The sequence below is a fragment of the Caballeronia sp. S22 genome, assembly GCF_964261745.1.
In the GTDB taxonomy this organism is placed as follows: domain Bacteria; phylum Pseudomonadota; class Gammaproteobacteria; order Burkholderiales; family Burkholderiaceae; genus Caballeronia; species Caballeronia jiangsuensis.
Genome location: NZ_OZ180035.1, coordinates 2,153,067 through 2,174,026 on the forward strand (window position 1 = coordinate 2,153,067; position 20,960 = coordinate 2,174,026).

Annotated in this window: 25 protein-coding genes and 1 riboswitch; of the genes, 15 read left to right on the plus strand and 10 right to left on the minus strand. The window is 61.6% G+C overall.

What is annotated here, in order from left to right; genetic code table 11:
- Positions 1–66: 66 nt before the first annotated feature.
- On the plus strand, positions 67–504 hold the full coding sequence (locus ACEN42_RS10135) for a hypothetical protein (RefSeq protein ID WP_371879849.1): 438 nt from the start codon (positions 67–69) through the stop codon (positions 502–504).
- A gap of 90 nt (positions 505–594) precedes the next feature.
- Here ACEN42_RS10135 and ACEN42_RS10140 read toward each other — a convergent pair whose 3' ends face one another.
- Entirely contained in the window at positions 595–2,088 is a 1,494-nt protein-coding gene (locus tag ACEN42_RS10140; RefSeq protein WP_371879850.1) for a TIR domain-containing protein, read from the minus strand.
- Positions 2,089–2,405: 317 nt separating this feature from the next.
- Here ACEN42_RS10140 and ACEN42_RS10145 point away from each other — a divergent pair, with 317 nt between their 5' ends.
- From ACEN42_RS10145 to ACEN42_RS10160, 4 genes are all read left to right on the plus strand, one after another.
- On the plus strand, positions 2,406–3,332 hold the full coding sequence (locus tag ACEN42_RS10145; protein ID WP_371879851.1) for a hypothetical protein: 927 nt from the start codon (positions 2,406–2,408) through the stop codon (positions 3,330–3,332).
- Between the two features lie 23 nt (positions 3,333–3,355).
- Entirely contained in the window at positions 3,356–3,577 is a 222-nt protein-coding gene (locus ACEN42_RS10150) for a DNA-binding protein (protein WP_371879852.1), read from the plus strand.
- Positions 3,578–4,115: 538 nt separating this feature from the next.
- Positions 4,116–4,790 carry a hypothetical protein gene (locus ACEN42_RS10155; RefSeq protein ID WP_371879853.1) on the plus strand — a complete coding sequence of 225 codons (675 nt, stop codon included), beginning with the start codon at positions 4,116–4,118 and terminating at the stop codon, positions 4,788–4,790.
- Position 4,791: 1 nt separating this feature from the next.
- Positions 4,792–5,277 (plus strand): hypothetical protein, encoded by a 486-nt coding sequence (locus tag ACEN42_RS10160; RefSeq protein ID WP_371879854.1) that lies wholly within the window; start codon positions 4,792–4,794, stop codon positions 5,275–5,277.
- Between the two features lie 153 nt (positions 5,278–5,430).
- On the opposite strand, the gene ACEN42_RS10165 is transcribed toward ACEN42_RS10160, so the two are convergent.
- Positions 5,431–5,643 carry a hypothetical protein gene (locus ACEN42_RS10165; protein ID WP_035506415.1) on the minus strand — a complete coding sequence of 71 codons (213 nt, stop codon included), beginning with the start codon at positions 5,641–5,643 and terminating at the stop codon, positions 5,431–5,433.
- 109 nt (positions 5,644–5,752) lie between these two features.
- Positions 5,753–6,037 carry a hypothetical protein gene (locus ACEN42_RS10170; protein ID WP_035506565.1) on the minus strand — a complete coding sequence of 95 codons (285 nt, stop codon included), beginning with the start codon at positions 6,035–6,037 and terminating at the stop codon, positions 5,753–5,755.
- Between the two features lie 181 nt (positions 6,038–6,218).
- Here ACEN42_RS10170 and ACEN42_RS10175 point away from each other — a divergent pair, with 181 nt between their 5' ends.
- The 3 genes from ACEN42_RS10175 (at position 6,219) to ACEN42_RS10185 (ending at position 8,674) form a co-directional block, all read left to right on the plus strand.
- Entirely contained in the window at positions 6,219–6,575 is a 357-nt protein-coding gene (locus ACEN42_RS10175) for a hypothetical protein (protein WP_371879855.1), read from the plus strand.
- Between the two features lie 36 nt (positions 6,576–6,611).
- Positions 6,612–7,412 carry a phosphodiesterase gene (locus ACEN42_RS10180; protein ID WP_371879856.1) on the plus strand — a complete coding sequence of 267 codons (801 nt, stop codon included), beginning with the start codon at positions 6,612–6,614 and terminating at the stop codon, positions 7,410–7,412.
- A 65-nt stretch (positions 7,413–7,477) separates the two neighbouring features.
- Positions 7,478–8,674, plus strand: coding sequence for an MFS transporter (locus tag ACEN42_RS10185; protein ID WP_371879857.1), 1,197 nt, complete (start codon positions 7,478–7,480; stop codon positions 8,672–8,674).
- Between the two features lie 5 nt (positions 8,675–8,679).
- Here the strand turns inward: ACEN42_RS10185 and ACEN42_RS10190 are convergent, their stop codons facing one another.
- The 5 genes from ACEN42_RS10190 to ACEN42_RS10210 all read right to left on the minus strand — a co-directional run bounded on the left by ACEN42_RS10190 (position 8,680) and on the right by ACEN42_RS10210 (position 11,061).
- On the minus strand, positions 8,680–9,120 hold the full coding sequence (locus ACEN42_RS10190) for a response regulator (protein WP_238210270.1): 441 nt from the start codon (positions 9,118–9,120) through the stop codon (positions 8,680–8,682).
- Positions 9,121–9,166: 46 nt separating this feature from the next.
- Positions 9,167–9,799 carry a response regulator transcription factor gene (locus ACEN42_RS10195; RefSeq protein WP_187608981.1) on the minus strand — a complete coding sequence of 211 codons (633 nt, stop codon included), beginning with the start codon at positions 9,797–9,799 and terminating at the stop codon, positions 9,167–9,169.
- A gap of 98 nt (positions 9,800–9,897) precedes the next feature.
- Positions 9,898–10,473: a bacterioferritin gene (locus ACEN42_RS10200; protein ID WP_035506403.1), complete on the minus strand. Its 576-nt coding sequence runs from the start codon at positions 10,471–10,473 to the stop codon at positions 9,898–9,900.
- A gap of 195 nt (positions 10,474–10,668) precedes the next feature.
- Positions 10,669–10,830 carry a DUF1328 family protein gene (locus ACEN42_RS10205; protein WP_016344888.1) on the minus strand — a complete coding sequence of 54 codons (162 nt, stop codon included), beginning with the start codon at positions 10,828–10,830 and terminating at the stop codon, positions 10,669–10,671.
- Positions 10,831–10,884: 54 nt separating this feature from the next.
- Positions 10,885–11,061: a DUF1328 domain-containing protein gene (locus tag ACEN42_RS10210; RefSeq protein WP_008350561.1), complete on the minus strand. Its 177-nt coding sequence runs from the start codon at positions 11,059–11,061 to the stop codon at positions 10,885–10,887.
- A 219-nt stretch (positions 11,062–11,280) separates the two neighbouring features.
- Between ACEN42_RS10210 and ACEN42_RS10215 the strand changes: the two genes are divergently transcribed.
- Both ACEN42_RS10215 and ACEN42_RS10220 read left to right on the plus strand, forming a co-directional pair.
- Positions 11,281–12,720: a sensor histidine kinase gene (locus tag ACEN42_RS10215; protein ID WP_371879858.1), complete on the plus strand. Its 1,440-nt coding sequence runs from the start codon at positions 11,281–11,283 to the stop codon at positions 12,718–12,720.
- Positions 12,721–12,904: 184 nt separating this feature from the next.
- Positions 12,905–13,039 (plus strand): entericidin A/B family lipoprotein, encoded by a 135-nt coding sequence (locus ACEN42_RS10220; RefSeq protein ID WP_016344885.1) that lies wholly within the window; start codon positions 12,905–12,907, stop codon positions 13,037–13,039.
- Between the two features lie 185 nt (positions 13,040–13,224).
- Here ACEN42_RS10220 and ACEN42_RS10225 read toward each other — a convergent pair whose 3' ends face one another.
- Complete coding sequence (locus tag ACEN42_RS10225; RefSeq protein ID WP_187608979.1) at positions 13,225–14,007, minus strand: DUF4397 domain-containing protein; 783 nt, start codon at positions 14,005–14,007, stop codon at positions 13,225–13,227.
- A 186-nt stretch (positions 14,008–14,193) separates the two neighbouring features.
- On the opposite strand from ACEN42_RS10225, the gene ACEN42_RS10230 reads away from it, so the two are divergent.
- Complete coding sequence (locus ACEN42_RS10230) at positions 14,194–15,945, plus strand: tetratricopeptide repeat protein (protein ID WP_371879859.1); 1,752 nt, start codon at positions 14,194–14,196, stop codon at positions 15,943–15,945.
- Here the strand turns inward: ACEN42_RS10230 and ACEN42_RS10235 are convergent.
- Positions 15,942–16,883, minus strand: coding sequence for an EamA family transporter (locus ACEN42_RS10235; protein ID WP_371879860.1), 942 nt, complete (start codon positions 16,881–16,883; stop codon positions 15,942–15,944). The two genes, ACEN42_RS10230 and ACEN42_RS10235, sit on opposite strands and share 4 nt — an antisense overlap.
- Before the next feature lie 244 nt (positions 16,884–17,127).
- A riboswitch (TPP riboswitch) is annotated at positions 17,128–17,269 on the plus strand.
- A 146-nt stretch (positions 17,270–17,415) separates the two neighbouring features.
- Here ACEN42_RS10235 and thiC point away from each other — a divergent pair.
- The 4 genes from thiC (at position 17,416) to ACEN42_RS10255 (ending at position 20,942) form a co-directional block, all read left to right on the plus strand.
- On the plus strand, positions 17,416–19,347 hold the full coding sequence (gene thiC, locus ACEN42_RS10240; protein ID WP_371879861.1) for a phosphomethylpyrimidine synthase ThiC: 1,932 nt from the start codon (positions 17,416–17,418) through the stop codon (positions 19,345–19,347).
- A 294-nt stretch (positions 19,348–19,641) separates the two neighbouring features.
- Positions 19,642–19,821 carry a glycine zipper 2TM domain-containing protein gene (locus ACEN42_RS10245; RefSeq protein ID WP_371881107.1) on the plus strand — a complete coding sequence of 60 codons (180 nt, stop codon included), beginning with the start codon at positions 19,642–19,644 and terminating at the stop codon, positions 19,819–19,821.
- 211 nt (positions 19,822–20,032) lie between these two features.
- Positions 20,033–20,533: a hypothetical protein gene (locus ACEN42_RS10250; RefSeq protein ID WP_371879862.1), complete on the plus strand. Its 501-nt coding sequence runs from the start codon at positions 20,033–20,035 to the stop codon at positions 20,531–20,533.
- Positions 20,534–20,813: 280 nt separating this feature from the next.
- Positions 20,814–20,942: a hypothetical protein gene (locus ACEN42_RS10255; protein WP_273591704.1), complete on the plus strand. Its 129-nt coding sequence runs from the start codon at positions 20,814–20,816 to the stop codon at positions 20,940–20,942.
- Positions 20,943–20,960: the final 18 nt, after the last annotated feature.

The following is a 20,960-nucleotide window of genomic DNA, read 5'->3' on the forward strand; positions in this document are numbered from 1 at the left end:
GGGCCGATGGCGAGGCGGTGATAAGCAAGTCTGGTCCGCCCGCTGGAGGATTACGAAACCGAGCCGATGTACGAGACGCTCACACAGGCGGGGTACTTTCCTAGCAACACGGATAACACGCTCACGAAAATGCGCAGGCTGATCATGGCGGGCAAGCCCGAGGCCGAGGACGCTACCGTGTACTCCTTTGGGGCGGGTATCCACAAGGTTACCTTTGGTCCGGCTCGTACGGTGCATTACCGTGGCATGTGTCGCACGATCATAAACGAGAGCGACGGACGTATGCGGGTCAAGGTGGACGGCAAGCGGGTTGCGCTACGTGTGTGGTTATCCGAGTCGGTATCGAAGGACGACTGGCCCAAAGTCGCAGAGATAGCCGGTAAGGCCGCGTGGGACGAGGCGGGCCGGGATGCCGCAGCGATGCTCCAGCAGCGACCGGAGACAAACGATCAGGGGATACTGGAGGCTACGGGCCTGTTCGACACCGCTGCAGTCCTTGGGTAACCATTGGTGGATGCCGTCGGACAGGCTGCAAAAGCGTCGTGGGCGGCCCGTAGCCTCTAAGTGCTCGCGTTTGCCGAGAGCGGCGAGCCCCTACATATTTATCGGAAACGTAAGGCCCGAAAGCAAACCCGTCACGGCAGCGCTGCCCCCGTCGCCCGAGTCCTTCCAGTCGCGTAGTAGCTTGCGGCCCTCAGCGCATGCGGTATCCAGTGCTTTCTCCCGCTCCTTTTTTCCCGTAATGGCCCTCGCAAGTCTATCGTGCGCATATTCCGACTCCTCATCGATAACGAGCGCCTGCTTCAAGTAGCTAATCGCCTCTGTTGGCAACTCTGAGTTCGATAGAAGATTTCCGATATTCGCCTGAATCCAAGACGCGTTTCCTCCAGCGCACTTATCGGCATGCCGATACGCAGTAAGCGCTTGGTCGTGCATGTTCAATTCTAAGCAACAGTTTCCGAGATATCCCCAGTAATCCGCGTTATCGGCATGCCGAAATGTTATTCTTCGGAATAGATGAGCGGCAATCCTATGTTCATTCAGATTCATGGCCGCATGCGCGCACTTGTTTAGCAATCGCTCATCATGAGGGAAGGACGTTAAAGCCGTTCGAACTACTCCAAAAGCCTTTGTATGCTCGCCATTCTCTGTATATTTGTCCGCCAATTGACACGCCAGATCGACGTTAGCGCCGTGCGCTGGAACCAGCGCGGCCTCCGCCGACACTTCGTCACCTATTGCGGAAAAACAGTCTGATAAGACGGATTTAAAAACCGGGTTTGTTTTGACGCGGTCGTCTAGAGTATCAACCAATTCGAGCGCCTTACCTCCAAAGCCCTCCCAGAGCAAAAAACGGCACAAAAGTTGTATCTTATCTGGATCATCTCGCCTTGCCTGAAACAATGAAACTATTGAATCGATCCCGGTGCTTGGATCGCGCTTATATTCGACGTAGCATTGCCATTCGTGCAAACCCTGAACCTCGACTTCAGGCCTACCTTCTTTTATAGCTGCTTTTATTTTCTCGTCCGCATCGACATAGTCTTCGTTAATGACCGACGTAACCCACGCATATTTCGCCGGCTCGGATGCGGTCTCCTTAGGCTCGTCAGGCTTGACCATCTGGGGGTTAAGCAGCCCCAGAGCACGAATTTGCTTCCGCATCTGATTGCACGCGGGACCTGTAGCAGCTTGCAGATTATTGTCACTCCGACTGTTCGGGAACTTGCCGGGAGTTATGCCCAAAAGATCGCTCGGAATATGCAAATCGACGTCCGAGGGAACGATATAAAACACCCGCGATCTGCCAAGTTTCCCAATAAAGAGTCCGAACTCAAAGAGAACGTTGTCTCGCACTGCATTATGCGTTACGTCTCGCATTTTAACTGCGTCATCGGGACTAAATACGAATACGGCAAAGTCCGAGCTCTCCAATACGGAGGTCAACGATTCAATAGTCGTGTCGGAAAGATCAAACACTCCCTGCGTCCACACCGTTGCCTCGACGTCGTGCAGCAGATTTTGCTGAACAGCGTAAGCAATATCTAAACCTTCGACGGACGACCCAATGAACACTCGCGGTTTCATTTATTTCAATCTCAAAGTTGAAAGAAAAGGCGCAGCCGTTTTAGCGTCCCGCCAGAGCAAGCTCACGACCTCTATTATGTCTTCTAATTCTGCGAAGCGGGCGAAGTCCCTCAGAAATTGCTGATAGGCGCGCAATATACGCGCGCTTGGGATTACTCCGTTCTCGTGCTGGCCGGCAAATCTCGCGGATAGCATAGGGGGTGCACACTTGGTGTATGTACATCGGACTACCTAGTGACACTCTTTTAGTACCTCAAAATAATAATGGCGGTGTTCGCTATTCGCGTGTAGCGTATCGGCCCCTACCAGGAGCACCCATGACCGACACGCAACGCCCCTACGACCTTGCCGCCCTAATCGCAGAAGCCGCCAAGACCAGCCCGGATATGCGTATTCCTGTGGTCTCAAACGATTACGTTCCGCCGCCCACGGGTTTCGCTGGAGCGCGTCTCGTTGGTTACTTCGAACTCGGCAAGCATGAGGAGGAGTTTGAGGGTCGTAAGCGTGACCGCGAAAAGGTAGACCTCGTGTTTGAACTGTCCGGGCCGAACTACGAGCCGCGTAAGTTAGCGGACGCCGACTTACTGGTACCGCACCGTACCACCGTGCAGGAAACGCTATCGTTTGACTACGAATCGATGTTTAGCAAGCTCTTTGCGGCTATGAACGCGGCGCACGGTGGTACCTCTACGCACATGGTCCAACTCCTCGGCAAGCCCTTTACGGTTGAGGTGTTCCACCGTCCGAGTAGAGACGGTAAGAAGGTGTACGCCAACCTCAAGGGACCGCGCGGCTACAACGTCAAGGGAACCACGGTGCAGAACCCGGTTACGGGCAAGGCGGTAACGCTGGAGGTTGCGCCCGCAATCACGGAGCTTAAGGCGTTCATTTGGAATCTCGCCAATAAAACAATGTGGGACAGCATATTTATCCCGGGAGAGTACGGGGAGCGCAAGAACGATAACGGCGAGGTGATTAGCCCGAAGCGTTCGCGTAACGTGCTGCAAGAACGCATTATGCGCGCCAAGAACTTTGCCGAGATTAGGGAATTTGTCAGCGGGCCGTCTGTACCACCGGGGAGGACGCTGAGTATTGAGGAGCTACGACTGGACGAACGAGCGATTAAGCAGTGGCAAGACGATAACTGGAGAGACCTAAAGGCGTGCATCGGTCGCGCTATACAAGAGACGGGGTGCGAAAAGAAGCCCCGTAGGAGCAGCGCCGGTAAAAGGCGGGCGGGGTAGCAAATTCATTCCAACAGGAGCACATGACAGAACACGAAGCACTCGACATCGCGGTTAAGGCGGTTGCCCTCTATGCGGCCCGCCACCCACGACCGGCGCATGTCACCATTACCCAAGCGGCCGACATGCTTGGGCGCAGTAGACAGACGGTCCGTAATCACCTCGTAGCCAACGGCGTGCGGATCAACGCTCTGGGTTCGATTCCCATTGAAGCGGTAGACAGGCTCTTGGTCTCTCGCGCATGAGAGACCGCACATTTTCTGCACACAAAGCCGGAAAGCGTTGCCACACAAGGCCGCACGTTTCCGGTCCCCGGCACCAAGTAGTTTGCGTTCGACTCGAGATTCGACAACAACCCCGACAGCGTAAGGCTCTCGGGGTTTTTTGTTTGCGGAACGCGTTGCCAGGGCCCGAGGAAATATCGGTTCCGGTACGACTGGGCAGAGTTTCTCACGGAGCGCATGCAGGGGCGCAGGTTATTTCAGGCTGAGTCGCGCTTCGAACTCGGAAAGGCCGAACATTCGTCCGCTTCACACGTCTGCGCCTGATCAATAAACATTGCGGCCCGTTTGCCCGCCGGACCGTGCAGTCGCTAAACTACTTAGACATGCTACGGATATCGCCCTCGGAAACGCAGAGAGACGGAAATTGCCCCAAGAGATTCGGCTGGCGAGTTGGAAGCTGACACTGCGTCGGCGACGCGACGTTCATTTCACATGCAGGGCCGCAGAGGAGCGAGCCGCCGCGAGCGGACGCGAGCTTCTAGCCGCCTCTTCGGATTGGATGCGCGATCAGGCCGTTATGGCGAAGCTTCGAGAGCTATTGAGCATTGACGAGGCCGATCCGTCGATTGCGCGTTGGAAGGTGAAGCGTGCTATCGAGCGGGGCGAACTCGTAACGATACCGGAGCCACCGAGCAGCGGCTTGCAAGGCAGTCGCGGCGGCGGGACGCCCCGGCCGCGGTCGGTGACTTTCACGCCATCACAGCTATTCAAGGCCGCGCCGCGCATAGCAAGCGCAGGTTCTTACCATGAGCGCCCGGCGCAACCAAGACTCTTCGCCGACGACTGCATGGCCGCCTGGCGCGCCAAGCCGGGAGATTTGCTACCCGATGGCGAGCTTGCCACCGCCGTCATCCGCATTAGTGGTGACAGCGGCGACGACTCAATGCTGAAGAGCTTGGGCGACTCGGACGGGAGCGGTTCATTGACTGATGACGCTCAGCCGTTCGAATACAGCGAAATCGCACCGGTCGTTGACAAAGAGGAATTTGCGGCCGGCGATGGTCGACCAGGCAATAATCAGGCACAAAACAAGCAGTTCAGGGCGGTGGTCAAGGCCCTTGGATTGAGTCAGGAGCAGGCAAGACAACTCCATGATGACATACAGGACGATGACGAAATGAATTACCACGGACTTATGGAACGCGCCCAGGATCTGTTTGACGGGAGCGTCTGATATGGCTACTACCCGCGAACAAATCATGCAGCGCCTTTCGGCCCTAAACGGGTTGGAGCTCAGCGGTGCGGGACGTGCGGCGGATATGTTGACGCTGCACTTCGGCCCCCTTCGGGAAATGACGACAGCGCGCGGGACCGTCAAGCGCGTGGGCACTTGGGCCCTGCACATCCAATGTGCCTGGACCATCGAGCGGGCGGGCGAGGTCTTCGCCAACTCCCCGGATTTCGCGGTTTCCGACGATCGCACGCGCGCAACGCTCGAGCAGATACGAGACCTCATTGCCAACGACGGTCCATTCGTTGTCGAGCGCGTTGCGGTCGGCGAGAACGGCAACGTCTACATATCGATGTCGCGACAGCTTGAGCTGGGCGTCGTGACGGACGGCGCATCAGACGAGGAAGACTGGCGCTTTTTCGAGCCGGGTTCCGATGCGAAGCACTTCGTCATCCAAGGCGGGAAAGTTGATCCTTGGTCGCTGTCGTGACAACGCATCGAGAGGAAAATTTAGGCCGGAGAGAAACAAGGACAACGCGACTGCGCTTGCAAGGGATTTCAGTGCCATTCGTGGATCAGGTTTTCGGTAAAGGATTGGGTCACCGTAATAACGACCCGCCTTCCGAAATCTTGAACGACACCCTCACACCGCATTCAACAACCGCTCCGCGTCCCTCACCGCATCAAACAGCGCCTCGATCGCCGTATCGCGATCAAGCAGGCAGACGTGTTCGATATCGAACGGCAACGCATCCACGCCGATGAACCGCACCGTTCCGCCGAAGCAGTCGCGCGTCTTGCCGCCTCGCACCGACGCGATGTAGTTCGGGGTGATGTAGAGCGCAACGGGCGTCATGGCAACCTCGGCGATGGTCCGGTCGATGAACCAGAGTCTAGCGATGCCCGCCGTCGCGCTGCACCCGCCTGACGCGGGGAACGCTTCCCCTCTTTCGCGGCCCTCGCCGCTACACCGCGTGCCCCAGGACGCGCGCGACGTAATGCCGTCCCCACGCCTCGCCATGCGCGATCGCCTCGGCGACCGTCTCGAAAGGACCGTGATCGCCCGTCATTTCGCCCGAGTCGTCGGCGAGTGTCGATCCGTGCACAGGTTTGCGGTCGAGCCGCGTCACGCGCACGCGAATCGCGTAACCCTCGGACGGAGCCGCCTCCTCGTCGCCGTCGGCTTCGATCGGCCTGGATACGGCCTGCATGGCGAGCAGGTAATCGCCTACTTCGATGTCCTTCTGCATGGCGGTGGTCTCCATCGGTGCGCAACGCGCGGTCGAATGACAGAGCCGATTGTGCTACCGCATCGCGCGAGAAAACAAGCGCCCGGCCAAACCCTCGCGGGGCGCGCATGATATAAAGTTTCGCCCCGTCCTCTTTCCGCTCCGAGCCCTTCGCGGCATCGGGCACCGACAGAATTCATCGATGAACCATCGCATCCGCCATCTGCCGCTCGTTTTGCTCACGATTCCGCTCGCTTTTCTCGCCGGCTGCACGTCCTATTACAAGAACGTCGAAGCCTGCAAAGACAAGGTGCGCGCGGATTACCCCGACGCCGCGAGCGCGCCGCTGAAAATCACGGGCTCCGGCGCGAGTTATCATGGCTCGCGGGTGGTCGTGCACGGCACGATCCAGAATCCGCCGAAGCCGCCGGCCACCAAGCCGGCGCAGGTGCCCGCGGCGGCCGAATGCACGTTCAGCGAAACGTCGATGACCGGCTTCCAGTGGCTCGTTCCCGCGAAACTCGCGCCGAAGCCGCCCGTCGCCGCATCCGACGATTGAGCCTCTAACCCGCCCGCGATGAGGAGATTCACGCGCATGCTGCTCGCCCAGATCAGCGATCTGCACATCACGGCGCAAGGCACGCTCGCCTACGGCCGCGTCGATACCGCCGCTTTCCTCGCCCGCGCGATCGGCCTGCTCAACGCGCTCGATCCTCGCCCCGACGCCGTGCTCGTCACGGGCGATCTCGTCGATGCGGGCGGCATCGACGAATACCGGCATCTGCGCACTCTGCTCGATACGCTCGCGATGCCGTGGCATGTGATCGTCGGCAATCACGACGACCGCGCGAATCTGCGCACGGTCTTCGGCGATCGTCCCGAACTCGCGGGCCACGACGGCTTCGTGCAATACGCATTCGATGTCGGCAATGTCCGCGTGCTCGCGCTCGACACGCTCGATCCCGGCTCGGGCGGCGGACGTCTGTGCGCCGCGCGCCTCGCCTGGCTCGAAGCGCAGCTCGACGCCTGCCGCGACCGGCCCGTCGTCATCGGCATGCATCATCCGCCGATCGCATGCGGCATCGGCTTCATGGACGAAATCCGCCTCGCGCCGGACGACAGCCGCGCGCTCGATGCGCTCGTGCGCCGCCATCCGAACGTCGAGCGCATCGTGTGCGGTCATGTGCATCGGGCCATCGGCGCGCGGTTCGGCGGCACGCTCGTCTGGTGCGCGCCGTCGACCGCGCATCAGGTGGCGCTGCAACTGAAACCCGACGGCCCCGAGGCGTTTGTCATGGAGCCGCCCGCGTTCGGGCTGCATCTGTGGCGCGCCGATCTCGGCCTCGTCACGCATTGCATGAGCGTCGATCAGGGCGGCGGCCCGCAGCCTTTCTAACGGCGCGCTGCGGCACCCGCGCGTCTTCAGTATGATCAGCGGCTGATCTTCATCGGCTTCGGTTCATGCCCAATTCGCCGCAATCGAATCCTCCAGCGCGCCATCCGCACTATTCGCGCGCCACGCTGTGGCTGCTCGCGACCATCGCGGGCGTCTCGGTCGCAAACATCTATTTCAATCAGCCGCTGCTCGGCGATTTCCGCGCGAGCTTTCCCGGCGACGCCCGGCTGATCGGCGCGGTGCCCGCCTCGACGCAGCTCGGCTACGCGGTCGGCATGCTCGTGCTCGCGCCGCTCGGCGACCGCTTCGACCGGCGTCTTTTGATCCTGCTGCAACTCGCGGCGCTCGGCGTATCGCTCGTGGCCGCGGCGAGCGCGCCGACGCTCGCCGTCCTGATCGCGGCGAGTCTCGCGATCGGCATCGTATCGACGATCGCGCAGCAAGCCGTGCCCTTCGCCGCCGAACTCGCGCCCGCCGCTGAACGCGGCCACGCCGTCGGCACGGTGATGAGCGGGCTCCTGCTCGGCATCCTGCTCGCGCGCACGGTATCGGGCTTCGTCGCGCAGTACTTCGGCTGGCGGGCCGTGTTCGGCGCCTCCGTGCTCGCGACGATCGCGCTGGCGGTCGTCGTGATCGCGCGGCTGCCGAAGAGCCGGCCGACCTCGACGCTCACCTACGGCAAACTGCTCGGCTCGATGTGGCATCTCGCAGCCGAAAACCGTGCGCTGCGCGAGGCGTCGTTTACCGGCGGCGCGCTCTTCGCCGCGTTCAGCATCTTCTGGTCGGTGCTCACGCTGCTGCTCGCGGGCGAGCCGTTTCATATGGGTCCGCAGGCGGCGGGGCTTTTCGGCATCGTCGGTGCGGCAGGCGCGCTCGCCGCGCCGCTCGCCGGAAAATCCGCCGACAAGCGCGGCCCGCGCGCCGTCATCTCGCTGTGCATCGGGCTCGTCGCGCTGTCGTTCGTGGTGTTCGCGTTTTCGGCGAAGAGCATCGCGGGGCTCGTCGTCGGCGTGATCGTGCTCGACGTCGGCGTGCAGGCCGCACAGATTTCGAACCAGTCGCGCATCTACGCGCTCAAGCCCGAGGCGCGCAGCCGCGTGAACACGGTCTACATGGTCGCTTATTTCATCGGCGGGGCGCTGGGATCAGCGGTCGCGTCGCTCGCGTGGCAGGCGATGGGCTGGACGGGCGTCTGTCTCGCCGGTCTCGCGGCGACGGGTCTCGCGGGCTTCAGCCACTGGCGCGGGCGCGATAAGCGATAGCGGATTCAGGTGCGCTCGCGTGCGTAGTCGCACAACGCGTCGAGCACGCGATCGAATTCGAGCGACTTGTCGAAGAAGTGGCGCACGCCGTATTGCAGGCAACGCTCGCGATACGTCGGCAGCGCGTGATTCGTGAGCACCGCGACGAACGCGCCCGGCGAGCGCGCCGCGCCGCATTCCTCGAGCCACGCGAGCACGTCGATGCCCGAGCCGCGCTTCAGTTGCAAGTCGACGATCACCGCGTCGAACGCCTGCGCCGACAGCAACGCGATCGCATCGTCCGGCGCATCGGCGAACGCGCTCACGCGCCACGGCCCGAGCGCATCGATCGCCTCGGTCAGGCTGCGGCGGATCAGCGGCGAGTCCTCGATCAACAGCACCGCGAGCGGCGTGCGCCGCGCGCCCGGCTGCCCGCTTCGGTCGTCAGTGGTGATGTGATTGCCCACGTCGGGCGCCCTCCGGCAGTGCTCGCGGATTTCAAACCATGCGCCGCTATTCGATCAGGCCATTCTTGATCGCGTAATACGTGAGATCGGCGTTATTGGAAAGCCGCATTTTTTCGAGCACGCGCGCGCGATACGTGCTCACCGTCTTCACCGAAAGATGCAGTTCCTGCGCGATTTCCGTCGGAATCCGCCCGCCCGCGAGCTTGCAGAAAATCTGGAACTCGCGCTCCGACAGCAGTTCGTGCGGCCGTTCGGCGGCGGGCTTGTCGAGCTTGTCGGCAAGCGCATCCGCGATGAACTCGGACAGATAGCGATGTCCGCGCGCCACAGTACGGATCGCGCGCACGATCTCGTCGGGCGCTGCGTCCTTGTTCAGATAGCCGTTCGCGCCCGCCTTCAGCAGGTTGATCGCGTACTGGCTCTCCGGAAAACCCGAGAGCATCAGCACGCCCTGCTCCGGGCGGATCTGCTTGATCACGCGCAAGGTGTCGACGCCGTTCTTGTCCGGCATCGCGATGTCGAGCAGCACGACGTCGAACGCCTGCGCGCGCACGAGCGCGATGGCTTCGTCGCCGGTTGCGGCCTCGCCCGCGACTTCCATGTCGGGCTCGTCCACGACGAACTGCCTGAATCCGCTGCGCACGATCGCGTGGTCGTCGGCTATCAAGACTCGAATCATTCGCGTCGTCCGCGCTGCCGGACGCTCTTGTAGTAGTTGATCGGTCATTTCATGCAAACCGCCGGACACGCCCGCAGCGTATCCGGCCGCGTCGCCCTTTAGCCGTTACGGCCTTCCAGCAGATCCGCCATGTCGTCGGCGTGCTCTTCCTCGACGGCCAGAATGTCCTCGAAGATGCGGCGCGTCGTGACGTCCTTGTCGCCGAGATAGCGGATGATCTCGCGGTACGTATCGATCGCGATGCGCTCGGCGATCAGATTCTCGCGGATCATGTCGATCAGATCCTTGCCTTCGTTGTACTCGGAATGCGAGCGCGACGACAGGCCGTCAGGCGCGAAATTCGGTGCGCCGCCCAGTTGCACGATGCGTTCGGCGAGCGTGTCGGCGTGCTCCTGTTCCTCGTTCGCGTGCTCCAGGAACTCCTGTGCGACGGCTTCCGAGTGAATGCCCTTCGCCATGAAGTAATGACGCTTGTAGCGCAGCGTGCAGACGATTTCGGTGGCGAGCGAGTCGTTGAGCAGCTTCAGGACCGTCTCGCGGTCGGCGCCGTAGCCCTCCGTCACCGCGCCTTCGTCCATGTGCTGACGCGCATCGGCGCGAATTTTTTCGACATCGAGGACAAAAGCGCCCGAGGACTGGTTCGACTCGGCTTTTACAGCAGACGATTTGGACATTTGGTTCGCTCCTCTGTACGGGGTGAGATGACTGTTCGCTGGAGCAGGCCCTCGCAAATGCCGCGTGCATAGAACCCTGCTATCCAATCAGAGGCTCCGATGCATGCACCATGCCTGCCCCTCGAAAAAGCCGCGCGACGGTCGTAAGTCCCGCGCGCGGCTTGATGGCTCATGGCTTTCGCCGTGATGCGGGCGTCATGTGCGGAACACGCCAAGCAGCAAGGTGACCACGAACACGACGAGAAAAATGAAGAAAAGAATCTTCGCGATTTCCGCCGCGCCGGCCGCGATACCCGTGAAGCCGAACACGGCGGCGATGATGGCGATGACGAAGAAGACAGCAGCGTAGTGAAGCATGTGAGCTCCTTCCTAAGTAGTTGAGAACGTTCTGGCGAGCGGACGCAAGCGCCGCTAATCGATGGCTTTTTTCGTGACGACGAAGCCCAGCACCAGGAACACGACGCACAGGATCAGGAAGAGCACGAACAGGAACTTGGCGATGGCCGCGGCGCCCGCAGCCACGCCCGTAAAGCCCAGCACCCCGGCGATCACGGCCACGATCGCGAAAAACAAGGCCCACTTCAGCATGATCGTTCCCCGTAAAGAATGAATGACGGAACCATGCTAGCCATGCCCGCCACGCGGCGCATTCGGGTAGGCTCCTTTTTTGCTGTGGGAATCCACCGACACCCGCTTTCAAATCGGCTGCCTTAAGTGAAACGCCGCACCACCGACACCATGAGCCACGTACCGCGAGCCGCGATCCTGCCCGACGACCCGCCCCTCTTCGCAGCCGACGAGCCCGCCATGCCGAAAGCGTCCACGCCGCCCGCGCCGGCCGGCATCGCGCGCCGCGCGGCGCGTTTCAACGACTGGATGCGCCGCTATAGCTGGGCGGTCGCGATGACGGTCGCGATCGTCATTACCGTGGGCGGGTTGATCATTCTGGAATCGGGACGCATGCGCATCGCGTCGGAATACGAAACCGCGCTCGAAGCGAAGGGCGCGACCGCGCAGCTTTCGATGCTCGCCGCCGATATCGCCACGCTCACCGCCGACGAGCGCGGCTTCGCGCTGAAAGCGGACGATGCGTTTCCAACGCACTTCAGGGAGACGGCGGCGCGCGTGCGGCGCACGCTGGCGTGGCTCGATGCGTACTACCGTCGTATCGGCGACGACACCGCGCTCGCGAGCTTCGCGCAGATCCGCGCCGCCGCCGACGATGAAATCGCGCAAGGCACGGTGCGCTTCGCCGACCCGCCGACCGACGCCGCCGCACGCAATCGCACGCTGGCGCCGCCGCCCGACACGAGCGCGACGCTCGACGCGGCGCTATCGCTCCTGCGACTGAACGAGGAACAACGCGCGCAGCACGCGCTCGACGCGAGCCGCGCCGATCAGCGCATCTCGACGCTTTGTGTCGGCGCGTTGTGCGCGCTCAATATCGTGTTGTTCATCCTGCTCTTTCGCAATCTGGGCATTCAGCTCGACAAGCAGGCGCGCGTGCAGAAGGCGCTCATCACGCAGCAGGAAGAGCTCGATCAGCTCGTGTTCGCGCGCACGCGTCAACTCGAAGCGCTCGCCTGGCACTTGCAATCGGTCAGCGAAAACGAGAAGACGGAGCTTGCGCGCGAACTGCACGACGAACTCGGCTCGATCCTCACCGCGAGCAAGATGGATGTCGCGTGGGTGCGCGGCAAGCTCAAGAACACGGAACCTGCGATGGCCGAGAAACTCGCGCGCGCACTCGGCAATCTGGATCAGGGCATCGCGTTGAAGCGACGCATCATCGAGGACATGCGGCCGACCGTGCTCGCCAGCTTCGGCCTCGTGACCGCGCTGCGCTCGCTTGCCGACGAAGCCGCGCAACGCAACGGCTGGAGCGTCGAGTTCGATCTGCCGGGCGACGACGTGAAGCTCGGCGAGGCGATCGAAATCGCGCTCTTTCGCGTCGCGCAGGAGACGCTGACCAACGCGGCGAAGTACGCGCATGCGAGCCGCATCCGCGTGACGCTCGACGTCGATGAAGAGAACGTGTCGCTCTCGATCATCGACGACGGCATCGGCATCCGGCCGCAGGATCTCAAGCGCACGCAGACGCATGGGCTTGTCGGGATGCGCCAGCGCGTCTCGGCGCGCGGCGGGCGCTTCGAGATCGAGCGCGCGTCGCCGCATGGCACGTCGATCAGCGTGTCGATGCCGCGTGAGCGCAGTGTCGATGCGCCCATCGTCGCGCCTTCCGCGTAGGACGATGCCGACACCGAATGCAGACACCGCCGACAGCATAATCGCAGCCGTGCCTACAGCCTGAGACCGACCGATTTTTTTATGATTGTTCACACCGGTATGCGGGGCGTCGAAGAGGTCCGTCACCAGACATGATGCGCGAACCCGATTCCAGTCACGCATTTCAACTCCAAGGGGAATAAACATGACTCGACTCATCGCTCTACTGCTGATTGCAGGCACGGCGGCTCTCGCGGGCTGCAACACCGTCTCGGGCGCTGGCCAGGACATTTCGAAGGGCGGTCAGGCCATTTCGAATTCCGCCGAGGAGCACAAGTAACGGGCGACGGGCGCCACATCGTTGCGGCGCGCGCGCTCAGGCGTTCCATAGCGTTGATGTAGGACCCTGTCTTCCCGCCACGTTCGCGTGGCGGGATTTTTTTTGCGTCGACGTTGGCGCGCGCCAAACGCAAAAAACCCGGCCGATGCTGCGCGGCCGGGTTTCGTTGCTTCAGGCGCTCGTCGTTATTGCGTGTCGGGCAGTTCCAGCGCCGGTTGCTGCGTGTTGCCGCCCTGCGCGACCAGCATACGGATCTTCTCCGGCACGAGTTGCGAGACCGCATTGCCTGAAGGCAACGTCGTCACGAGCCAGTCCGCGTTGTTGACGAGCGTGAACGAGGCCGATGTGTAGACCGGCGTCTTCGTGCCCGGCAGCGTCGCGATCAACTGGTACGTGCCGCCCGAGACATAGATGGAATCCTGCGTCGTCGCGGGCACGGCGTTCTTGTAGGCGACGCCCGCCATCGTCGGACTGACGCTCGCGATGTTCGTCCCCGGCGCGACGAGATAGATATCGAGGTTCGGCGCGTTCGTCGACGCGTTGAAAGCGCGCACGCGCGCGCTGCTCGACAGCAAGCCCTTGTCGAACGGATCGTCGATGACCGCGATCGACGGCAGGAAGCCCGCGTCAGGCAGCGCGATCACCGTGTACTCATGCCCTTTCGCGGCGTTCGAGATGCTCGTGTCGGTGGCGAGTTGCGTCGTCGTGTTGACGGCCGCGTACGAGAAGCTGTGCTGGCCCGTGTCGATGTTCGCGAAGTTGGTCACCGCCTTGTAGGCGAGATTCGGCTGCAGGATCTTGGCGTTGTCGTAGAAGTCGACGTTCGGGCCGCTCGGAATCGCGTGAATGAAATGGACCTGCGCCGGCGTGACGCCGATTTCCTTGCCGACATCGTCGGAGCTTCCGCCGCAAGCGGAGAGCAAAGCGGCGACGGCGGCGAGCGCGGCAGCGGTGCGGATGAGCTTCATGGTTCCACCTTTTTCTCTGGTTCTTTTCTATTCGAGTCCGTGGCGCGTGTGCGTAATGCTCGGCCTGAGACTCTCCCTTGTTGACCTTCCCTCCCCGCTTGCGACGAAGTTGATTTCGAAGACTTAGCGGAACGGGCGTTCGCATTGAGCAATCGACGTGCCCCTGATCGGTGCGTGAGCACGTGATTGGGCCGCGAAGCCTTGTGGGATAAGGCTTTGGTTTCGTTAGAGGATTGCTTCGGGAAGGTACGAGCGGCAAGTTCGGCACGACGACACGGCTGCAAATCCCACGATAGAAACACTCAATTTTCCAATCTGGCGAGTGGCAAATCGAAACCGATCGATAGAATCGGTGACGTGGTTCGCAAAACATTCGGAGTCGTTTCAGGGATGCAGGATGATTTTCAGTCGATATATAAGCAGGCGGTCGATTGCTATAACGCTGGCCAATGGCAAGGCGCTGTGTTTTGGAGTGAACGATGTCTGAGCATCGAATCGGATAACGCGGATGTGCTCCATTTGCGTGGTATCACCGTGCTTGCGCTTGACGATGCAAAAGACGCGCAACGCTGGGCTCTGAAAGCAATCGAGCGTTCGCCGAATCCGGTCTTCCTTAATACGCTCAGCGTGATTCAGACGCACCTGGGCGCATTCGCCCGCGCCGCCGAAAGCGCACGAACCGCACTCGAAATCGCAGCGCAAGGGCGCCCGGACATCGATAGGAGCATCCTGCTCTATAACCTCGGCCGTGCGCTGCAATTGGATTTGCGCTTTGCGGAAGCGGCTGCGGTATATCGAGAGGTGATCGATCTCAACCCCGGTCATGTCGAGGCGCATAACAATCTCGGTGTGTCCTTAAGAGCGCTTGGCCAGCTCGACGCGGCCGTCGAGCAACTCCATCATGCGCTGGCGATCCAACCGGCGAATCCGGTAGCTCATGGCAACCTCGGTCACGCGTTGCTCGCGTCGGGTCGATACAGGGACGCGTGGCCGCATTTCGAACATCGATGGTCCACGTTTCTGGATGAGCGTGGCGATTCGAAGATCAATCCCCCGAACCTGCCGATGCCTCAATGGAAAGGCGAAAGCACGCGAGCAGATCGGGATCGTCTGCTGATACTGCACGAGCACGGGCTGGGTGACACGCTTCACTTCTGCCGGTATATCCCGATGGCGATGGAGCGTTTCTCCCAGGTGGGCTTTGCCGGCCCCGAACCTCTTCGACGCCTGTTGAGCCGCGCTTTCGGTTCGACGTCATCGAAGTTCGTGTACCTCGATGCGACGCGAGTCGATTTGCGACAGTGGGACATGTACAGCCCGCTGCTGTCACTGCCGATGGCGTTCGACACGGATGCCGACTCCGTCCCGGCCGCGATTCCGTACTTGCACGCGGAACCGCGCGCAGCGCAGCGCTGGTCGAAACAGCTCGCCGGCCTGCAAAACGCGGCACGGCCGCGTATCGGTCTTGCATGGGCCGGCGGCGGGCTGCTGCCGGAAGTGGATGCGAGACGAAGCATGCCGGTCGACAAAATCGACGCGCTCATCTCCTGGCCGCATGCGCTCTGGATCAGTTTGCAGAAGCCAGTGAACGACGAGAAGAAACTGCAACGCCGGCAGCGCGCCCATATCGTCGACTGGATGAACGAGATCGACGATTTCGCCGATACCGCCGCGCTCGTCGCATCGCTGGATCTCGTGATCTGTGTGGACACATCCATAGCGCATCTCGCTGGCGCAATGGGCAAGCGCGTATGGCTGCTCAATCGGCATCAGGGCTGCTGGCGCTGGATGCGCGATCGTGAAGATACGCCGTGGTATCCGAGCATGCGGATCTTCAACCAGAAAACGTGTGGCGACTGGGAAGGAGTGCTGGCACGCGTGCTCGCGGAACTGGAACGGGATGAAAGCCGTTTCGCGTCAGTTCACCACCAGCGCTAAGCCAACCCACGCCGCCGATAATCAAACCAAAACGAAAGCCCGACCGAAAGCAAAATCACGACCGTCGCGATAACAGTCCATTGCGTGATGATTTCCCCGAGCAGCAGCGCCCCCAGCAATACCGCAACGACCGGATTCACATAAAGACAACTCGTCGCGACGATCGTGCTCGTATTCCGAATCAGAAAGTTATACGCGACATACGCCGCCATCGATCCGATCACCACGAGATAAATAAATGAAAATCCCGCACCGACGCTCATATGCGTCACCCGCTCGCCCGCCGCCAGCGCGATACCCGTCGCGATCAATCCGCCGAGCCCGATTTGCAAAGCCGTCGACATCAGCAGATCCGAAGGCTGCGGCAGACGCGTCGCCAGATGCGCGCCGCCCGCCCAGAAAATCGCGGCACACAGAATCGCCAGCGTGCCGACGGTCGAACTCGGAGAAGGATCGCCGTGATTCAAGAGCACGATGCCGATGAGACCCAGCGCCACCGCGAACCATTCGCCCCTGGCGACGCCGCGCCCGCTCAACGCGGTGAAGATCGTCGCGAAGAGCGGTACGGTGGCCACCATCACCGCGGCCGTGCCGGTTCCCACCGTGCGCATGCCGTAGGCCATCATCCCGCTCGACAAACCCTCCAGCAATGTGCCGACGATCGCCGCATTGCGCACTTCCCGCGCGCTAGGCCACACCGCCTTGCGATGCACGGCGATCACGAACAGCCCGACACCAGCGCACAGATTGCGCAAACCGCCGAGCATGAGCGGCGGAAGCGACTCGAGCGACAAATGAATCCCGAGATACGTCGAGCCCCACACGAGATAAACGACGGCCAGCGCAAGCGCGACCTGCCCTTTGAACGAGCGCGGCGCGCGAAACGGAAAACGGTCGGGGAAACTGAACGGCAGGCGCGGCGGCGGCAAAGCGGACATGCATTACTCCGCGACGGCTGCGCGCCGGATAACTGCAAAAGGAACAGGGAAATACGCTGCGGCGACTACCAGACTGAACGGCATGACGGGACGAAAGAAGTGCGATTGCGCGAGGAGAGACCGCGCGATCCTCGGGAAAACCCCGAGAGTCCGCGGCGCCCGACATTATGCAGTAAGCACGGAACGCGTTTGCACAACTTTACGAATGGTTGCCAAGACGCCACGCCGCGGTGTAACGTGTCGGCTGCTAACGCGGGGGTCCTGCGTTGCACATCGCGATCTCGATCGGTTCTATCGACGAAATCGCTTCGTGTGGCGTGGGTGAGAAATACCCTTTGAACCTGATCTGGATAATGCCAGCGCAGGGAAGCGTTCGGGTTCCATGGTTTGCAGCATCCAGCCACTTCTTCCGGACCCGTACCTTTCCATCTCGTTCCTCCCTGTTTAGCTCCTGAATCAGCCGAGCTCGACTGCGTTTGTGTGTGCGTCGTCGTGCTTCGGCAATAAACCATCCCTACAGGAGAGACAGCACATGAATGCCAACCCGAAGTTCCTGTCCGAGAATGCCGTCGTCGATGCCGCCGCCATCGCGCCACTACCGAACTCGCGCAAGGTCTACGTGACCGGCTCGACGCCCGACATCCGCGTGCCGATGCGCGAGATCACGCAATCGGACACCCCCGACGGCTTCGGGGCAGAGAAGAACCCGCCGGTGTACGTGTACGACACCTCGGGCCCGTACACCGATCCCGACGCGAACATCGACATCCGCGCGGGTCTGCCCGCCGTGCGCGCGCAATGGATCGAAGCACGAGCCGACACCGAACAGCTCGACGGACTGTCGAGCGAATTCGGCCGCGAGCGCGCCGCCGATCCTAAGACGGCCGAACTGCGCTTTCCCGACCTGCATCGCCATCCGCGCCGCGCGCTGGCCGGCAAGAACGTCTCGCAGATGCACTACGCACGGCAAGGCATCATCACGCCCGAAATGGAGTACATCGCGATCCGCGAAAACCAGCGGCGCGCGGAATATCTCGAAAGCCTGAAGCAGAGCGGTCCGAACGGCGAAAAGCTCGCCGCAATGATGGGCCGTCAGCATCCCGGACAGGCCTTTGGCGCGGCGGCGTTCGGCAAGGACGCGGCAAAGGAAATCACGCCCGAGTTCGTGCGCGAGGAAGTGGCGCGCGGCCGCGCGATCATCCCGGCGAACATCAATCACCCGGAAAGCGAGCCGATGATCATCGGCCGCAACTTCCTCGTGAAGATCAACGCGAACATCGGCAATTCGGCGGTGACCTCCTCCATCGGCGAGGAAGTCGACAAGATGACGTGGGCGATCCGCTGGGGCGGCGACACGGTCATGGATCTCTCGACGGGCAAGCACATCCACGAAACGCGCGAGTGGATCATCCGCAATTCGCCGGTGCCGATCGGCACGGTGCCGATCTATCAGGCGCTCGAAAAGGTCAACGGCAAGGCCGAGGACCTGACGTGGGAAATCTTCCGCGACACGTTGATCGAGCAGGCGGAACAGGGCGTCGATTACTTCACGATTCACGCGGGCGTGCGCCTGCAATACGTGCCGCTGACCGCCAACCGCATGACGGGCATCGTGTCGCGCGGCGGCTCGATCATGGCGAAGTGGTGCCTCGCACATCACAAGGAAAGCTTCATCTACGAGCACTTCGAAGACATCTGCGAAATCATGAAGCAATACGATGTCTCGTTCTCGCTCGGCGATGGCCTGCGCCCCGGCTCCATCTACGACGCCAACGACGAAGCGCAGCTCGGCGAACTCAAGACGCTCGGCGAACTGACGCAGATCGCGTGGAAGCATGACGTGCAGGTGATGATCGAAGGCCCCGGCCACGTGCCGATGCAGCTCATCAAGGAGAACATGGACCTGCAACTGGAATGGTGCGACGAAGCGCCGTTCTACACGCTCGGGCCGCTCACGACGGACATCGCGCCGGGATACGACCACATCACGTCGGGTATCGGTGCGGCGATGATCGGCTGGTTCGGCACCGCGATGCTCTGCTACGTCACGCCGAAGGAGCACCTCGGCCTGCCGAACAAGGACGACGTCAAGGTAGGCATCATCACCTACAAGCTGGCGGCGCACGCGGCGGATCTGGCGAAGGGTCATCCGGGCGCGCAGGTTCGCGACAACGCGCTGTCGAAAGCGCGCTTTGAGTTCCGCTGGGAGGACCAGTTCAACCTCGGCCTCGATCCCGACAAGGCGCGCGAATTCCACGACGAAACCCTGCCGAAGGATTCGGCCAAGGTCGCGCACTTCTGCTCGATGTGCGGCCCGCATTTCTGCTCGATGAAAATCACGCAGGACGTCCGCGATTTCGCCGCGAAGCAAGGCGTGAGCGAACACGAGGCGCTCGCGAAGGGCATGGAGACGAAGGCGATCGAGTTCGTCAAGAAGGGCTCGGAGATTTACCAGCCGACTTGATGCTTGTTTTTGGCTGACAACGGCCTGTCGCACAGCGCGTGCGGCAGGCCGTTTTTTTATCGCAATCGGGCGCAAAGTCTTGTCGCGTCTGGATGAGCGGTTCATCGGACGATTCGGGCACTTTTCCTGCTGGAAAAGCGAACGAACCGGCGAAAACATGGCGGCCCTTGTTGGTCGACGCCGAAAACGGTCACTGCGCGGCTCGCGTAGCCGCGTGTGAACCGGAGCCGATTCATCTCATCATCGAATTGGAGAGTCGACATGAAAAACATCAAACAGATCGGCGCCGCTGCAATGGTCATCGCGTTTCTGGGAGGATTGACCGCTTGCAGCGACATGACCACGCGTCAACGGGATACCGCGATCGGCGCAGGCGTGGGCGCGGCCGGCGGAGCGGTAATCGGCGGCAGTGCGCTTTCGACGTTGGGCGGCGCTGCGGTCGGCGGCGTTATCGGCAATCAGGTCGGCAAGTAAGGAGGTGGCCGTTTTAGGCGGCGAAGCGTTGCGCTTCGCCGCGTTAAACCGATTCGCTGTTTCATGTTTGTTACAGAAAGGCGTTTCGGTAATGCTTTGTCACATGACATCGGACGCCTGCGCGCCATCGTTCGTCTAAGCTGTTTCTAACGGACCGTTCGATTTTCATCGATAGAAGAGTCCGGCAAGCCGTAGCGCAAGGAGCAGCATCATGATTTCCGCCTTTATTCCCGGACCCAAGACGGCCGCCGCCGCGCTCGCCGCCGGGCTGCTTCTCAGCGGGTGCTATTACCCTTACGGGTATCCGGCTTATCCACCCTATCCCGTCACGAGTGCGACCTACGCGCAGCGTGAGTTCGTCGTTCCCGCATCGGGGGCGGCGGTAGCGGCCTCGCCTGCCACGCTGCCGCCGCAGTACGAGTACGCCGTCGGCTCGCCCTATTCCGACTACTACCAGACCTATCCGTACCCCTATCCGTATCCGTACTATCCGTATGCGGGATATCCGGCGTATTACGGCTATGGATATGGCTACGGCTATCCGGCGGTCTCGATCGGCTTCGGCTACTGGGGCGGCGGCGGTTGCTGCTGGGGTCACGGATGGCACGGCGGCGGTTGGCACGGCAACGGCGGATGGCACGGCGGCGGAGGCGGCTGGCACGGTGGCGGCAGTAGCTGGCACGGTGGCGGAGGCGGCGGCCACGGACACTGAGCGCCGTGTCGCGATCGCGTCGGATGACACAGAAAAGCCGTCCGGCGCACGCCTGCGTAACAAAGCTGCAACATTTTCTGATCGGCTCGCGGACTTACGCGCACATTACGCAACTGTGCGCCGGGACACTTTCCTTATCCGACAAGGCTTCGGCACATTTCGCCAGACGATTGGCACAGTTCTGGCTACATAGCTCCCCTATTTGACACGTCGCAACGGCGACCCAGGTAGCAAACCTCGCGCGCATCGCTGGCGCACTTTCCGTATCGGGGGATCGGACATGATGGCCTTTATGTTTTTCCTGCTGTGGATGCTCGCCTCGCTCGGCCTTCTGACCGTGTGGGTGTTCCGTCAGACGCCATCTGTCCGCCATGACGAACGCGCGCCGGACGCGGTCGCCAAGGGCTGACGCTCTCCACTTCCGCGC

Bases quoted from the DNA above. Each gene is read 5' to 3' on its own strand.
- ACEN42_RS10140 (WP_371879850.1), bottom strand. From the start codon at position 2,088: ATGAAACCGCGAGTGTTCATTGGGTCGTCCGTCGAAGGTTTAGATATT.
- ACEN42_RS10220 (WP_016344885.1), top strand. From the start codon at position 12,905: ATGACTCGACTCATCGCTCTACTGCTGATTGCAGGCACGGCGGCTCTC.
- thiC (WP_371879861.1), top strand. From the start codon at position 17,416: ATGAATGCCAACCCGAAGTTCCTGTCCGAGAATGCCGTCGTCGATGCC.
- ACEN42_RS10175 (WP_371879855.1), top strand. From the start codon at position 6,219: ATGAACCATCGCATCCGCCATCTGCCGCTCGTTTTGCTCACGATTCCG.
- ACEN42_RS10200 (WP_035506403.1), bottom strand. From the start codon at position 10,473: ATGTCCAAATCGTCTGCTGTAAAAGCCGAGTCGAACCAGTCCTCGGGC.
- ACEN42_RS10150 (WP_371879852.1), top strand. From the start codon at position 3,356: ATGACAGAACACGAAGCACTCGACATCGCGGTTAAGGCGGTTGCCCTC.
- ACEN42_RS10135 (WP_371879849.1), top strand. From the start codon at position 67: ATGTACGAGACGCTCACACAGGCGGGGTACTTTCCTAGCAACACGGAT.
- ACEN42_RS10250 (WP_371879862.1), top strand. From the start codon at position 20,033: ATGATTTCCGCCTTTATTCCCGGACCCAAGACGGCCGCCGCCGCGCTC.
- ACEN42_RS10170 (WP_035506565.1), bottom strand. From the start codon at position 6,037: ATGCAGAAGGACATCGAAGTAGGCGATTACCTGCTCGCCATGCAGGCC.
- ACEN42_RS10205 (WP_016344888.1), bottom strand. From the start codon at position 10,830: ATGCTTCACTACGCTGCTGTCTTCTTCGTCATCGCCATCATCGCCGCC.
- ACEN42_RS10255 (WP_273591704.1), top strand. From the start codon at position 20,814: ATGATGGCCTTTATGTTTTTCCTGCTGTGGATGCTCGCCTCGCTCGGC.
- ACEN42_RS10245 (WP_371881107.1), top strand. From the start codon at position 19,642: ATGGTCATCGCGTTTCTGGGAGGATTGACCGCTTGCAGCGACATGACC.
- ACEN42_RS10235 (WP_371879860.1), bottom strand. From the start codon at position 16,883: ATGTCCGCTTTGCCGCCGCCGCGCCTGCCGTTCAGTTTCCCCGACCGT.
- ACEN42_RS10195 (WP_187608981.1), bottom strand. From the start codon at position 9,799: ATGATTCGAGTCTTGATAGCCGACGACCACGCGATCGTGCGCAGCGGA.
- ACEN42_RS10165 (WP_035506415.1), bottom strand. From the start codon at position 5,643: ATGACGCCCGTTGCGCTCTACATCACCCCGAACTACATCGCGTCGGTG.
- ACEN42_RS10185 (WP_371879857.1), top strand. From the start codon at position 7,478: ATGCCCAATTCGCCGCAATCGAATCCTCCAGCGCGCCATCCGCACTAT.
- ACEN42_RS10145 (WP_371879851.1), top strand. From the start codon at position 2,406: ATGACCGACACGCAACGCCCCTACGACCTTGCCGCCCTAATCGCAGAA.
- ACEN42_RS10180 (WP_371879856.1), top strand. From the start codon at position 6,612: ATGCTGCTCGCCCAGATCAGCGATCTGCACATCACGGCGCAAGGCACG.
- ACEN42_RS10160 (WP_371879854.1), top strand. From the start codon at position 4,792: ATGGCTACTACCCGCGAACAAATCATGCAGCGCCTTTCGGCCCTAAAC.
- ACEN42_RS10215 (WP_371879858.1), top strand. From the start codon at position 11,281: ATGCCGAAAGCGTCCACGCCGCCCGCGCCGGCCGGCATCGCGCGCCGC.
- ACEN42_RS10225 (WP_187608979.1), bottom strand. From the start codon at position 14,007: ATGAAGCTCATCCGCACCGCTGCCGCGCTCGCCGCCGTCGCCGCTTTG.
- ACEN42_RS10210 (WP_008350561.1), bottom strand. From the start codon at position 11,061: ATGCTGAAGTGGGCCTTGTTTTTCGCGATCGTGGCCGTGATCGCCGGG.
- ACEN42_RS10155 (WP_371879853.1), top strand. From the start codon at position 4,116: ATGCGCGATCAGGCCGTTATGGCGAAGCTTCGAGAGCTATTGAGCATT.